The following is a 10,959-nucleotide window of genomic DNA, read 5'->3' as shown; positions in this document are numbered from 1 at the left end:
GTGAACACCACCGGGGGGGGGGGGGGGTGGGGGGCCCCCCGCGGCCGGGGGGGGGGGGCGCGCCGCCCCCCCCCCCCGGGGCCCCCCCCCCCCCCCCTTTCGCGTTCCAGGAGGATTGCCAAAGCACGCAAAACGGCACAACAAAGACTCTTTGCTCATGTCGGCCGTAGGGCCGACAGGCGGTGGTTCGCCTCTACTTGACCGTCCGAGGCATACTTCATCGACGACTGGAGCGGGTCTGCTCCCACGCCCCCGAGGTTCATCGCCGCACCGGGAGGGCGAACGATTCCTACGGTCGATGTCACTGTTTCGTCCCAGCCTGATCCGCCGTGCAACGCAACTGCGCCGCCGTGTGTCTAGCAGACGGAAAACCGAAGGAATCACCAGAGAACATGCAGAGAAAAGGGCCCGCCATGGGGGACGTACGCAGACGGGGAGCCGTCGCGCTGGGGATCACCGGACTTGTCGCGCCGCTGGCGCTCGCGCTGGGCACGGCGCCCGCGCAGGCCGCGAGCTGCACGACGCAGACCGGGCCGTACCAGAAGCAGGTGGAGAAGTTCCTCGGCCGCCCGGTCGACGGCAGGCAGTCCACCGCCGACTGCAAGGCGACCCAGGCCTTCCAGACCAAGCACGGCATCACCCCGAACGCGGGGTACGCGGGATCCGTCACCTGGGGCGTGATGGACCTCATGAACAAGCAGAAGGCCGTCGGCACCAAGCCCAACAAGGACGGCAAGTGCCCCGTCAACAAGGGCCGCATCGCCTGCGTCAACCTCACACTCCAGCTCAGCTGGATCCAGGACGGCAGCAGGCTCGTCTACGGTCCGGTGCCGGTCCGTACGGGGCGCGACGGCTACGAGACGCGCACCGGTCTGAAGAAGATCTACTGGCGTGACATCGACCACGTGTCGAGCATCTACAACGTGTCGATGCCCTACAGCCAGTTCTTCGACGGTGGCCAGGCCTTCCACTCGGTCGGCGTCTCCATGTGGAACCCGCCGGGCTCGCACGGCTGCGTCAACATGACCTCGACCGCGGCCAAGAAGTACTGGTCGCTGCTGAAGAACGGCGACGACGTCTACGTGTACGGCCGCAAGCCGGGCACCTGACCGGACCTGAGCCGGGCACCCGAACCGGCCGTGAGCCGGGCGACGGGCCGTGCCCGGCTCAGCGGGGACCCGCCCTCATGCCTCGGGCGCGTCCCCGAAATCCGGGATCCCCATCCTGACCCCGCCCTGTCGGGCGGACTCGTGCGCGACGATGCCCGGCAGGGTGTAGCGGGCGGCGACCCACGCGTTCACCGACGGCAGCGTCCGCGTGTTGACCGCGGTCACGAAGTCGTCCGCCAGGAAGTGGTGGCTGCCCTCGTGGCCGTTGCGGAGCAGGTCGAAGGAGCGGGGCAGTCGCGCCCGGTCGTGGACGGGCGCCGACCCGGACGTGAACGCGGCCCGCAACGCCGGCGCGACGTGCTGGAGCGAGGGATCGTCGGGTGCCAGCGTCGGCTTCGGCTCCAGCAGCTCGGTGATGTCCCGCACCCCCTTCTTGTCCTGCCAGAAGCTCACGGTGGCGAGCTGCTCCATGCTGGCGTCGGTACCGAAGAACCGGAAACGCGACTCCCGGATGTGTGAGGGATAGCCGACCCGCCGGAACTCGTTCGTACGGAACGAGCCGCCGCCCGCCACCTCGAACAGCGCGGTCGCGTTGGAGAAGTCGTTGCCGAACTGGCTGACCTCCTTGTCGAAGACACCGTCCCCGCGCTCGTCGCGCACCCCGATCGCGGACACGCTCACCGCGTGCGTCCGCCAGGCCCCGAGCACCCCGCCCACCGAGTGCGTCGGGTAGAGAAGCGGGGGATAGCTGGCGGTCGCCTTCCAGTTCTCGCCGCCGCTGTACCGGTACGCGTCGTAGAACCCGAGGTCCATGTCGTGGACGTAGTCGCCCTCCGCGTAGAAGAGCCGGCCGAAGGCGCCCTCGGCGATCTGGTTGCGGGCGTGCACGGTCGCCGGGTTGTACTGGCTGGTCTCACCCATCATGTACGTCAGCCCGGTGGCCCGTACGGCGTCGATGATCGCCTCGATCTCCTCCGTGGAGACCGCCATCGGCACGGCCGAGTACACGTGCTTGCCGGCGTTGAGCCCCTGTAGCACCAGAGGGCCGTGCGTCCAGCGCTGGGTGAAGATCGCGACCGCGTCCACGGCCTTCGACTCCAGCATCGCCTCGTACGAGGGGAAGGTCCCGGACAGGCCTTCGGCGGCGGCCAGCCGCTCGGCACGCTCGGGCAGGAGATCGGTGACGTGGACCTCGCGGACGCCCGGGTGGGCGAGGAACAGTTTGGCGAACTGCCCGGAGAACTGCCCGGCGCCGACGATGCCGAGGGAGAACGTCATGGATGCGTGTCCTTCGCTGGTCGAGAATCAGGTGATCCGGCTGCGGCTCATCCTCGATCATTTACTTTCGAGGCGGAAGAATCCGTTCGTCAAGGGTCTCGTACTCTTCTGTCCAGTACGGACGGATCGGCCTAGAGTGCGGTCATAACTTCCATGGCAAAAGGAAACTCCGGGGGAGTCCGCCACTCATGACCACATCCGCCGCCAGCTGGCTGCCGCTGAGTCCCGGGGAGCGGGCGGTGGCGATCGAGGTGCTCGTGCGCGGACCGCTGTCGCGCAGCGAGATCGCGCGCCGGCTGAACCTCTCGGCGGGGAGCCTCACCCGGCTGACCAAGCCCCTCATCGCATCGGGTCTGCTGATCGAGGCCGCCGGACCGGAGGAGGGCACCGAGGCGCGCCAGGGGCGTCCCTCGCAGCCCCTGGACATCGTCGCCGGATCCCGTAACTTCATCGGATTCAAGATCACCGAAGACCGGGTCCACGGCGTCGTCACCACCCTGCGCAGCGACATCGTGGCGCGTCACGACCGCCCGCTCACCACCCACGATCCGGCCGAAGTCGCCGACCTCCTGCGGGAGATGACCGAAAAGTTCGCGGGCACCTTCCCGGACCCGGCCGGTATCGGCATCGGGGTCGGAGGCCGGGTCGAAGGACGGTCGGTCGTCGTCGAGTCCGCCTTCCTCGGCTGGAGCGACGTACCGCTGGCCCAGCTCGTCGAGGAACGCACCGGTCTGCCCGTGGTCGTCGAGAACGACGTCGCCGCGCTCGTCGAGGCCGAGAGCTGGTTCGGCGCGGGCCGTGGCCTCGACCGCTTCGCGGTCCTCACCATCGGCGCCGGGATCGGCTACGGCCTCGTCCTCGGCGGCAGCAGGGTGCCCTCCCCGGAGGACGGCAGGGACGTCGGCCGCCGGTGGATGGTGAACCCGCAGGGCCCCCTCACCCCCGACGGGGAGCGCGGCAGCGCCGTCTCCCTCCTCACCGTCCCCAGCGTCCGCTACCAGGTCCGGGCCGCCACCGGGCAGGACGCGACGTACGAGGAGATCCTCGGGCGTGCCGCCGCGGGCGACCCCGTGTCCGCCCGCGTCGTCGACGAGGCGGCCCGCGCGCTCGGCGTGCTCGTCGCGCAGATCGCCAACTTCGCCATGCCCCAGAAGATCCTGCTCGCCGGCGAGGGGGTCGGCCTCGTCGACGTGGCGGGCCGCGTCGTCGAGGAGACCGTCCTCGCCCACCGGCACCCGCTGGCCGGCCCCGTCGACCTGGAGACGAAGGTGTCCGACTTCCACGACTGGGCGCGCGGAGCCGCCGTGTTGGCGATCCAGGTGCTCGTGCTGGGCAGTGCCGGGGCCGGCGAATGAGTGATCAGGTTCACGGTCCCTAATGTCGCGAGGTGCACCTTTACTCACATCGCCTTCACGCCGGGCGCCGTATGCTTCACACCATGTCCACCACTCCTGAAAGCGACTCCGTGCGCTCTGCCACCGATGTCAACGAGGAGATCCGGGCCCTTTGGTTCCGCGCCGGTGGGACGCTGAACGGGGAGGAGCGGCGGGAGTACCAGCGGCTCGTCCTGGAGTGGGCGGAGGCCGCCCCCACCTCGCCCGCACAGGTGGCGTGACCCCGCCCGACCGCCCCGCACCCCGGTGACGAACGGGGACCAGGGCCAGGGCCCCGCTCCCCCTTCGCGACCCCGTCTCAGCCCCAACTCTGCGAGTACTGCCGCCGGTAGCGATTGCGGTCCTGTTCCGTACGGATGTACCGCGTGGCGACCAGCGCGATGATGCTCCCGGCGATCACCAGCAGCCCCGGACCGACGTTCTGAGGGTCCGTCAGCCGGTCGAGGAGCGGTACGGAGTTGCCGGACCCCACCGCCTGCACCGACCCCGGAGCGACGGATCCCGGCGCGACGGCGGTTCCCCGCGAGGCCGCGGGCGCGGGGGAGCCCTGGGCGGCGGCACCGGCCGCTCCCTGGCCCTGGGCGCCCGGTCCGGTGAGTTTCACGGCGAGCGCCGTCATCGCCTTGGTGATCGGCTGGAAGAACGTCGTACCGCCCGTGGCGCAGTCCCCGTTGCCTCCCGACGTCACGCCGAGCGCGATGCCCTCGGAGAACAACGGTCCGCCGCTGTCGCCCGGTTCGGCGCACACATCGGTCTCGATCAGACCGGTGACCGTGCCCTCGGGGTAGTTGACCGTCGCGTCGAGACCCTTCACCCGCCCGTCGTGGAGGCCGCTCGTGCTGCCGCTGCGAAAGACACGCTGGCCCACGGTCGCGTCGGCGGCCCCGAGGATCTGGACCCCCTTGCCGCCCCCGATCGCGACGACGTTGTTGCCGGTGTCGTTCTCGCCGTTGTTGTACTGGATGAGCGAGAAGTCGTTGCCCGGGAACGCCGTGGTGATCGTCTGCCCCAGCTGCTTGGTGCCCTGGTTGTCGGCGAACCAGACGGAACCGGCCGGCCCGCAGTGTCCGGCCGTCAGGATGAACTCGTTCCTCCCGTTGGTCACGTTGAAGCCCGCCGAACAGCGCCCGCCGGTGGAGAACATCGGCTGCGCTCCGTTCAGCCGCGTGGTGAAGGTGCCCTGGGTGCGCTCCATGCGGACCGAACTCCCCATGCTCTCGGCCAACTTCGTCATCCGCGACCAGTCGGTGGCGGAGACGCTGCTGTCGGCCTGCACCACCACCTCGTTGTCGACGTAGTCCATCGCCCAGGCGGTGCCGGACACCCGCGGCGCCGACTTGAGCGCCTGCGTCACGGACTTCAGCTCCTGCATGCTGTGCCGCACGACCTTGGGGCGGGCACCCGCCCTCTCCACCTCGCCCGCCGTGGCCGAGTCGGTCACCGCGACCACGGGACGGCCGTCGTCGGCGATCCAACTGCCCGCCGTACGTGAGGCGCCGAGACGTGACACCAGGCCGGCTCCCTTGGCCGCGGCGAGCCGCGCGGCACTTTCCGGCGCACGCGACGAGGCGGACGGCTCGCTCGCCATGGCGTGCGTCACCATCAGCCCACCGCAGAGGAGCCCGCCAACGGCCGCGAATCGCGCCCCCCGCCGGAAGATCCGTCGTCGTGCGTGCCTCATGCATGGGCTCCCGAAGCCGTACGGCGCGGTGTCACCACCGCCGGGGCCCCGGTCGTGGGCCCTCCTCCCATACGTGCGTCCGTGCCACCGCGTTCACCGCCGGACCCGTCTCCGGTTCACGCCGGGTGTCCCGCCCCGTCCACCACGACGACGCCGGGAGTTCGCGGACCGCCCGCCCGGCCCCGTCAAGGCCTCCGCACAGGGCGAGTTCGACGCCGTGACCGTCCCGGGGACGACGGTCCACCGCCTGTCATGATGGGCGCATGCGCGTGCTGATGCCGGTCCCCGACCGCGATGCCGACGTCACCGAAGTGGCCGTACCCTGGCGGATCCTCACCGAGGCGGGGCACGAGGTCGTTCTCGCCACCGAGCGCGCGGGCACCCGGCCGGCGGCCGACCCGAGGCTGCTCACGGGCGTGCTCCTCGGGCAGCTGGGCGCCGCGGAGGAACCCCGGCTCCACTACCGACAGCTCACCGAGGCACCGGAGTTCACCGCGACGGTGTCCTGGGAGGACGTGACCGTCGACGACTTCGACGGACTGCTCCTGCCGGGCGGGCACGCGCCCGGCATGCGGCAGTATCTCGGCTCCGCCGCGCTCCAGCGGCAGGTCGCCCGCTTCTGGGCCCTGGGGCGCCCCGTAGGAGCGATCTGCCACGGCGTCCTGGTGCTCGCCCGCTCCCGCGACCTGGCCACGGGCCGCAGTGTCCTGGCCGGCCGGCGCACGACCTGCCTGCCCAAGTACATGGAACGCACCGCCTACTTCACCACCGCCTGGCGCCTGGGCCGCTACTACCGCACCTATCCGGCCTACGTCGAGGACGAGGTCAAGGCGGCCCTCACCGATCCCGGCGCGCAGTTCTCCCGCGGTCCCCGGACCCTCACCCGCCGCGGCACGGCCACCGACGACACCCACGCGTTCGTCGTCCAGGACGGTGCCTACCTCTCGGCCCGCTGGCCGGGCGACGCCTACCTCTTCGGCCGGCGTTACCTCGCCCTGCTGGAAGGCGGCACCGAACGCTGACGCCCGTACCGTGATCCCCGCCGGGCGGCCGGCGCACACGGTGAGGCACCTGACGGGCACCGCACCGGCCGCGCCGGCGCCGCCGCAGCGCGACGGGCCGCCGGGCCTACGCGCCCGTGCGGGCGGCCACCGCCTCGGGAGTCAGATAGGTGTCGGTGTGCTCGAAGTCCCGCAGGGTTCCCTTGCGTCCGGCGAGGAAGCCCGTGCGGACGAAGTCGTCGCCCGCGACCGCGTTGAGGAGCCAGTTGGCGCCCGTACGGAACCTGGCCGCGCCGGTGCGAAGCGCGTACAGGTGGTATCCACGGGCCACGACCTGTGCGGGCACGCCCTTGAGGTCGATGCCGAGAGGCTTCGACACCGCGTCGTGCCCGCCGAGATCGACGACCAGGCCGAGATCCTTGTGCCGGTACGACGTGGTCGGCTGCCCGTGCAGCAGCGCCGTCAGGTTCTTCGCGGCATGCCGGCCCTGGCGGGCGGCGTGCTGCGCGGTGGGCACACAGTACGAGCCGTCCCCCTTGGCGAGGTCGGGTACGGCGGCGGCGTCGCCGAGCGCGAACACCCCGTCCATGCCCGGCACCGTGAAGTCCGGCGCGGCCAGGATCCGGCCGCGTACCGTCTCGGCACCCAGCGAGTCGACCAGCGGGCTCGCCGCGACACCGGCCGTCCACACCAGCGTCCGTGACGGCAGCACCCGGCCGTCCGTCAGGGTGACCTTGTCCTCGGTGACCGAGGCGACGGACGTCTTCAGCGAGATCTGGACCCCGCGCCCGGAGAGCATGCGCAGCGCACTCGCCCCGAGCCTGTCGCCGAGCTCCGGCAGCAGCTTGGGGGCCACGTCGAGCAGATGCCACTGGATGAGGCCGGGATCGAGACGCGGGTGGTAGCGCTTCGACGCGGCGGTCGTCAGACGCTGGAGACAGGCCGCGGTCTCGGTGCCGGCGTACCCGCCGCCGACCACCACGAACTGCAGTCGCGCCGCCCGCTCGGCCTCGTCCGACGTGGCCGCCGCCAGGTCGAGTTGGGCGATCACGTGGTCGCGCAGGTACACCGCCTGGGCGAGCGTCTTCATCCCGCGTGCCTCGTCGAGCAGACCGGGAATGTCGAAGGTGCGGGTCACGCTGCCGGGAGTGAGGACCAGGTAGTCGTACGACAGGTCGACGAGTTCGCCGGTGATCTTGCGGACGACGCACACCTTGGACCCGGGGTCGACGCCGGCCACCGTACCGGGCACCAGCTCGGTGCGGCGCAGGATCCGGCGCAGCGAGGGTGCCACCGACTGCGGGGTGACGACCCCTGAGGCGACCTGTGGCAGCAACGGCAGATAGAGCTGGTAGTCGGTGGGGCTGACCAGGGTGATCCGGGCGGCGCCCGGTCCGAGCGCGCGCTCCAGGCCCCGAGCGCACTCGACTCCGGCGAAGCCTCCGCCGACGATCACGATGTTCGGTGCGTCCATCCGTGATGCCTCTCTCCGTGTGCCGACACCGTGGTCCGTCGCCCGCGAGCCAAGGCTCACACGGGTTGTCCCGGTCTGCCACCGCAGTGCGGCGGCGAGGACGACGGCCGCGGAATTCTCTACCGATCAGTAATTTCGTCTTCCCCTTTCGTCCATCCTTAGGCACGATCATCGGTCGCGCGGTGATGGTCGGGACAGCCTCACCACTCCGACGTGAACATCCGACGTGAAAACGTAAAAAGGGGACGGATATGACTGGACGTGGTGTGGGTCGCCGGATCGGCGCGCTCTCGGCGGTCGTCGCGCTGGGCATGGGAGGGACGGTCGCCGTCGCGGAGTCCGCCGCCGCGGCTCCGGCCCGTACGGCGGTGGCCGCGACGCAGACGGCCGACGTCGACTACGCCACCTGGCAGCGGGACGTCCGGGCGGCGCTCGACCAGGCGGTGCCCTACGTCCAGCAGCGCACCGCGAACGCGGCCGGGCAGAAGCTGGCCCTGGTCTTCGACATCGACAACACCTCGCTGGAGACCGACTTCCACCCCTGGTACCAGCTGCCCACGCCGGCCGTCGCGCCGTCGCTCGACCTGGCCCGCTACGCGCGCTCCCGCGGCGTCGACATCTTCTTCATCAGCGCACGTCCCGGCATCATCGCCGCCGAGACGAAGTGGAACCTGACGTCCGTCGGCTACCCGGTCTCCGGCCTCTACACGCGCGACCTGCCCGACCTGTTCGACGAGGTCAGCGCCTACAAGACCGGCAAGCGGGCGCAGATCGAGTCGCTGGGCTACACCATCATCGCCAACGTCGGCAACAACGACTCCGACCTCGTCGGAGGCCACGCCGAGCGCACCTTCAAGCTGCCCGACTACGACGGACAGCTGTCCTGAGCCCCGATTGCCTAGACTCCCGGCATGGACGAGACAAGGCTCGACACGCTCGGTTCGGGCAAGTTCCTTCTCATCACGAGCTACCGGAAGAACGGCACGGGCGTCCCGACGCCCGTGTGGGTGGTCCGGGACGGTGACGTACTCGGTGCCTGGACCGCCGCGGACTCCTGGAAGGTGAAGCGGATCCGCAACCGGCCGGACGTGCTCGTGGGCCCCTGCGACGTACGCGGCAACCCGACCGGCGAACAGGTTCCCGCCACGGCGGAGATCCTCGACCAGACCGCGACGGAACGGTACCGCGGCCTGATCGCACGCAAGTACGGCATCCTCGGCCGTCTCACCCTGTTCGGCAGCCGGCTGCGCCGCGGCCGGGAGGGCACGGTCGCACTGCGCATCACCCTGACCCCATGAGGGACGGACGGGGGCCCGGCCGGCGGCGGGCCCCCGTCCGGGGTGTCCTGCCGTGTGGTTCCTGTCGGGGTGGTGGAGGGCCTTCGTGATGACGGAGGCGGCTGGGGGTGGATACGTGTCGGAAGTGGCGAAGGATTTTCAGGACGCCGAGCCGGTATCGGAGCCGGGGTCGGACGGTCCGGGTCTGTGGCGTCAGCGGGATTTCATGCTGCTGTGGAGCGGGCAGACGGCCAGTGAGACGGGCTCGGCGGTCACTCATATCGCGCTGCCGCTGCTCGCGGTCGTGGCGCTCGACGCGAGCACCCTCGAGGTCGGGCTCCTGACCGCCGCCGCCACGGCGGCGTTCGCGCTGATCGCGCTGCCCGCGGGTGCGCTGGTGGACGGCGCCGCCAAACGGTCCGTCATGATCGTCTGCGACGTTCTCCGCCTGCTGATCGTGGGATCGGTCCCGGTCGCGGCGGCGTTCGGCGCCTTGACGATGGCTCAGCTGTACGTGGTCGCGGTGGCCGCGGGTGTGTGCACGGTGTTCTTCGACGTCTCCTACCAGAGTTATGTGCCGTCGCTGATCCGCACCGAGGACCTGCTGGCCGCCAACGGCAAGCTCGGGACGACCCAGGCGTTCGCGCAGCTCGGAGGCCCGAGTCTCGGCGGTGGTCTGGTCGGGGCGTTCGGCGCGGCGGGGGCGATGACGGCCGACGCCGTCTCCTACGCGATCTCGGTGCTGTCGATCCTCGGGATCAGGAAGCGGGAGGAGCCGCCGCCGGCCCGGACGGGGGACGAGCCGTTGCGGCGCCGGATCACCGAGGGACTGAGGTTCGTCTTCGGGCACCCGATCCTGCGGAGGGTCGTGGCGTGCACGGGCACCGCGAACCTGTTCTCCGGGATGAGTTCGGCGCTGGTGATGGTCTTCCTCGTCCGGGTGCTGCACGTGCGCCCCGCGCTGACCGGGCTGATCGTGGCGGGCGCGGCCGTCGGCGGGATGGCCGGGGGCGTGTTCGCCGGCCGGCTCGCCAAGAGGATCGGGTCGGCACGGATCATCTGGGTGTCCTCGCTGGTCCTCAGCGCGCCGCAGGTCGTCGCGGCGGCGGCCTGGCAGGGCTGGGGAGTGCTGCTGTTCCCGCTCGGCTGGGGCATCGCGTACTTCGCCGGGATGGTCTACAACGTCGCGCAGCTCAGCTACCGGCAGTCGGTGACGCCGCCGGAGCTGATGGGCCGGATGAACGCGGCCGTCCGCTGGATCGTGTGGGGCACGTTGCCGTTCGGGGGCGTCCTCGGCGGAGTGCTCGGCACGCTGATCGGCGTACGCCCCACACTCTGGGTGGCGTTCACCGGCACCTGGGCGGCGGGCTGGTTCGTGTACTTCTCCCCGCTCCGCCACATGCGCGACGTCCCCCGACCCGCCGCGCCTGCACCGGGTCCCGTCGTCCCGAGCTGACGGTGAGCGCGGGGCCGCGCCGCCCGGGCGTGACCCGCCCGGTCGTTCCCGGACAGCAAGGGCTTGCCCCCTGCCTTCGGCGACGCGACCGCGGTCCTGGCCGACGGGCCGCCAACCGGGCACCGGTCAGGGGCGGACCAGGCAGGGGCGGACCGGTCGGGGAGGACCGGGTCGGGGGCGGACCGGTCGGGCGGCCGCGGCCCCCCGCGCGGCCCCCCCCCGTGACTGGCGGGCCGCCCCCCACCCCCCGCAAACCGGGGGGGCACGGCACGGGGAACCACCGTGAAAC

At 71.1% G+C, this 10,959-nt stretch carries 10 protein-coding genes; 7 read left to right on the top strand and 3 right to left on the bottom strand.

The genetic code is table 11. The features are described 5' to 3' along the window. Positions 1-413 precede the first annotated feature (413 nt). Complete coding sequence (locus ACFV2J_RS38365; protein ID WP_385097379.1) at positions 414-1,109, top strand: L,D-transpeptidase; 696 nt, start codon at positions 414-416, stop codon at positions 1,107-1,109. A gap of 75 nt (positions 1,110-1,184) precedes the next feature. On the opposite strand, the gene ACFV2J_RS38360 is transcribed toward ACFV2J_RS38365, so the two are convergent. Beyond that, the gene (locus ACFV2J_RS38360; protein ID WP_385097376.1) at positions 1,185-2,387 is read right to left on the bottom strand and encodes a Gfo/Idh/MocA family protein; all 1,203 of its coding nucleotides are present in this window, start codon (positions 2,385-2,387) and stop codon (positions 1,185-1,187) included. 188 nt (positions 2,388-2,575) lie between these two features. Here ACFV2J_RS38360 and ACFV2J_RS38355 point away from each other — a divergent pair, with 188 nt between their 5' ends. Next, complete coding sequence (locus ACFV2J_RS38355; RefSeq protein ID WP_385443089.1) at positions 2,576-3,742, top strand: ROK family protein; 1,167 nt, start codon at positions 2,576-2,578, stop codon at positions 3,740-3,742. A 71-nt stretch (positions 3,743-3,813) separates the two neighbouring features. After that, a complete protein-coding gene (locus ACFV2J_RS38350) occupies positions 3,814-4,002 on the top strand; it encodes a hypothetical protein (protein WP_385095570.1) in 189 nt (62 codons plus the stop codon). A 77-nt stretch (positions 4,003-4,079) separates the two neighbouring features. Here ACFV2J_RS38350 and ACFV2J_RS38345 read toward each other — a convergent pair whose 3' ends face one another. Continuing rightward, a complete protein-coding gene (locus tag ACFV2J_RS38345) occupies positions 4,080-5,462 on the bottom strand; it encodes a S1 family peptidase (protein WP_385095573.1) in 1,383 nt (460 codons plus the stop codon). Positions 5,463-5,725: 263 nt separating this feature from the next. On the opposite strand from ACFV2J_RS38345, the gene ACFV2J_RS38340 reads away from it, so the two are divergent. Then, on the top strand, positions 5,726-6,484 hold the full coding sequence (locus ACFV2J_RS38340) for a type 1 glutamine amidotransferase domain-containing protein (RefSeq protein WP_385095577.1): 759 nt from the start codon (positions 5,726-5,728) through the stop codon (positions 6,482-6,484). A 106-nt stretch (positions 6,485-6,590) separates the two neighbouring features. On the opposite strand, the gene ACFV2J_RS38335 is transcribed toward ACFV2J_RS38340, so the two are convergent. Then, positions 6,591-7,937, bottom strand: coding sequence for an NAD(P)/FAD-dependent oxidoreductase (locus ACFV2J_RS38335; protein WP_385095580.1), 1,347 nt, complete (start codon positions 7,935-7,937; stop codon positions 6,591-6,593). A gap of 251 nt (positions 7,938-8,188) precedes the next feature. On the opposite strand from ACFV2J_RS38335, the gene ACFV2J_RS38330 reads away from it, so the two are divergent. The 3 genes from ACFV2J_RS38330 to ACFV2J_RS38320 all read left to right on the top strand — a co-directional run bounded on the left by ACFV2J_RS38330 (position 8,189) and on the right by ACFV2J_RS38320 (position 10,670). Continuing rightward, on the top strand, positions 8,189-8,824 hold the full coding sequence (locus tag ACFV2J_RS38330) for an HAD family acid phosphatase (protein ID WP_385095582.1): 636 nt from the start codon (positions 8,189-8,191) through the stop codon (positions 8,822-8,824). A gap of 24 nt (positions 8,825-8,848) precedes the next feature. Further along, a complete protein-coding gene (locus ACFV2J_RS38325) occupies positions 8,849-9,235 on the top strand; it encodes a PPOX class F420-dependent oxidoreductase (protein WP_385095585.1) in 387 nt (128 codons plus the stop codon). Positions 9,236-9,359: 124 nt separating this feature from the next. Continuing rightward, positions 9,360-10,670, top strand: coding sequence for an MFS transporter (locus ACFV2J_RS38320; protein ID WP_385098344.1), 1,311 nt, complete (start codon positions 9,360-9,362; stop codon positions 10,668-10,670). Positions 10,671-10,959 lie beyond the last annotated feature (289 nt).

Source organism: Streptomyces sp. NPDC059668 (genome assembly GCF_042734135.1).
In the GTDB taxonomy this organism is placed as follows: Bacteria; Actinomycetota; Actinomycetes; order Streptomycetales; family Streptomycetaceae; genus Streptomyces.
The sequence above is the reverse complement of the archived record's forward strand: the minus strand, read 5'-3'. Positions and strand labels throughout refer to the sequence as shown.

Excerpts from the sequence above, each read along its gene's own strand:
- ACFV2J_RS38365 (WP_385097379.1), top strand. The coding sequence starts at position 414 with ATGGGGGACGTACGCAGACGGGGAGCCGTCGCGCTGGGGATCACCGGA.
- ACFV2J_RS38360 (WP_385097376.1), bottom strand. The coding sequence starts at position 2,387 with ATGACGTTCTCCCTCGGCATCGTCGGCGCCGGGCAGTTCTCCGGGCAG.
- ACFV2J_RS38355 (WP_385443089.1), top strand. The coding sequence starts at position 2,576 with ATGACCACATCCGCCGCCAGCTGGCTGCCGCTGAGTCCCGGGGAGCGG.
- ACFV2J_RS38350 (WP_385095570.1), top strand. The coding sequence starts at position 3,814 with ATGCTTCACACCATGTCCACCACTCCTGAAAGCGACTCCGTGCGCTCT.
- ACFV2J_RS38345 (WP_385095573.1), bottom strand. The coding sequence starts at position 5,462 with ATGAGGCACGCACGACGACGGATCTTCCGGCGGGGGGCGCGATTCGCG.
- ACFV2J_RS38340 (WP_385095577.1), top strand. The coding sequence starts at position 5,726 with ATGCGCGTGCTGATGCCGGTCCCCGACCGCGATGCCGACGTCACCGAA.
- ACFV2J_RS38335 (WP_385095580.1), bottom strand. The coding sequence starts at position 7,937 with ATGGACGCACCGAACATCGTGATCGTCGGCGGAGGCTTCGCCGGAGTC.
- ACFV2J_RS38330 (WP_385095582.1), top strand. The coding sequence starts at position 8,189 with ATGACTGGACGTGGTGTGGGTCGCCGGATCGGCGCGCTCTCGGCGGTC.
- ACFV2J_RS38325 (WP_385095585.1), top strand. The coding sequence starts at position 8,849 with ATGGACGAGACAAGGCTCGACACGCTCGGTTCGGGCAAGTTCCTTCTC.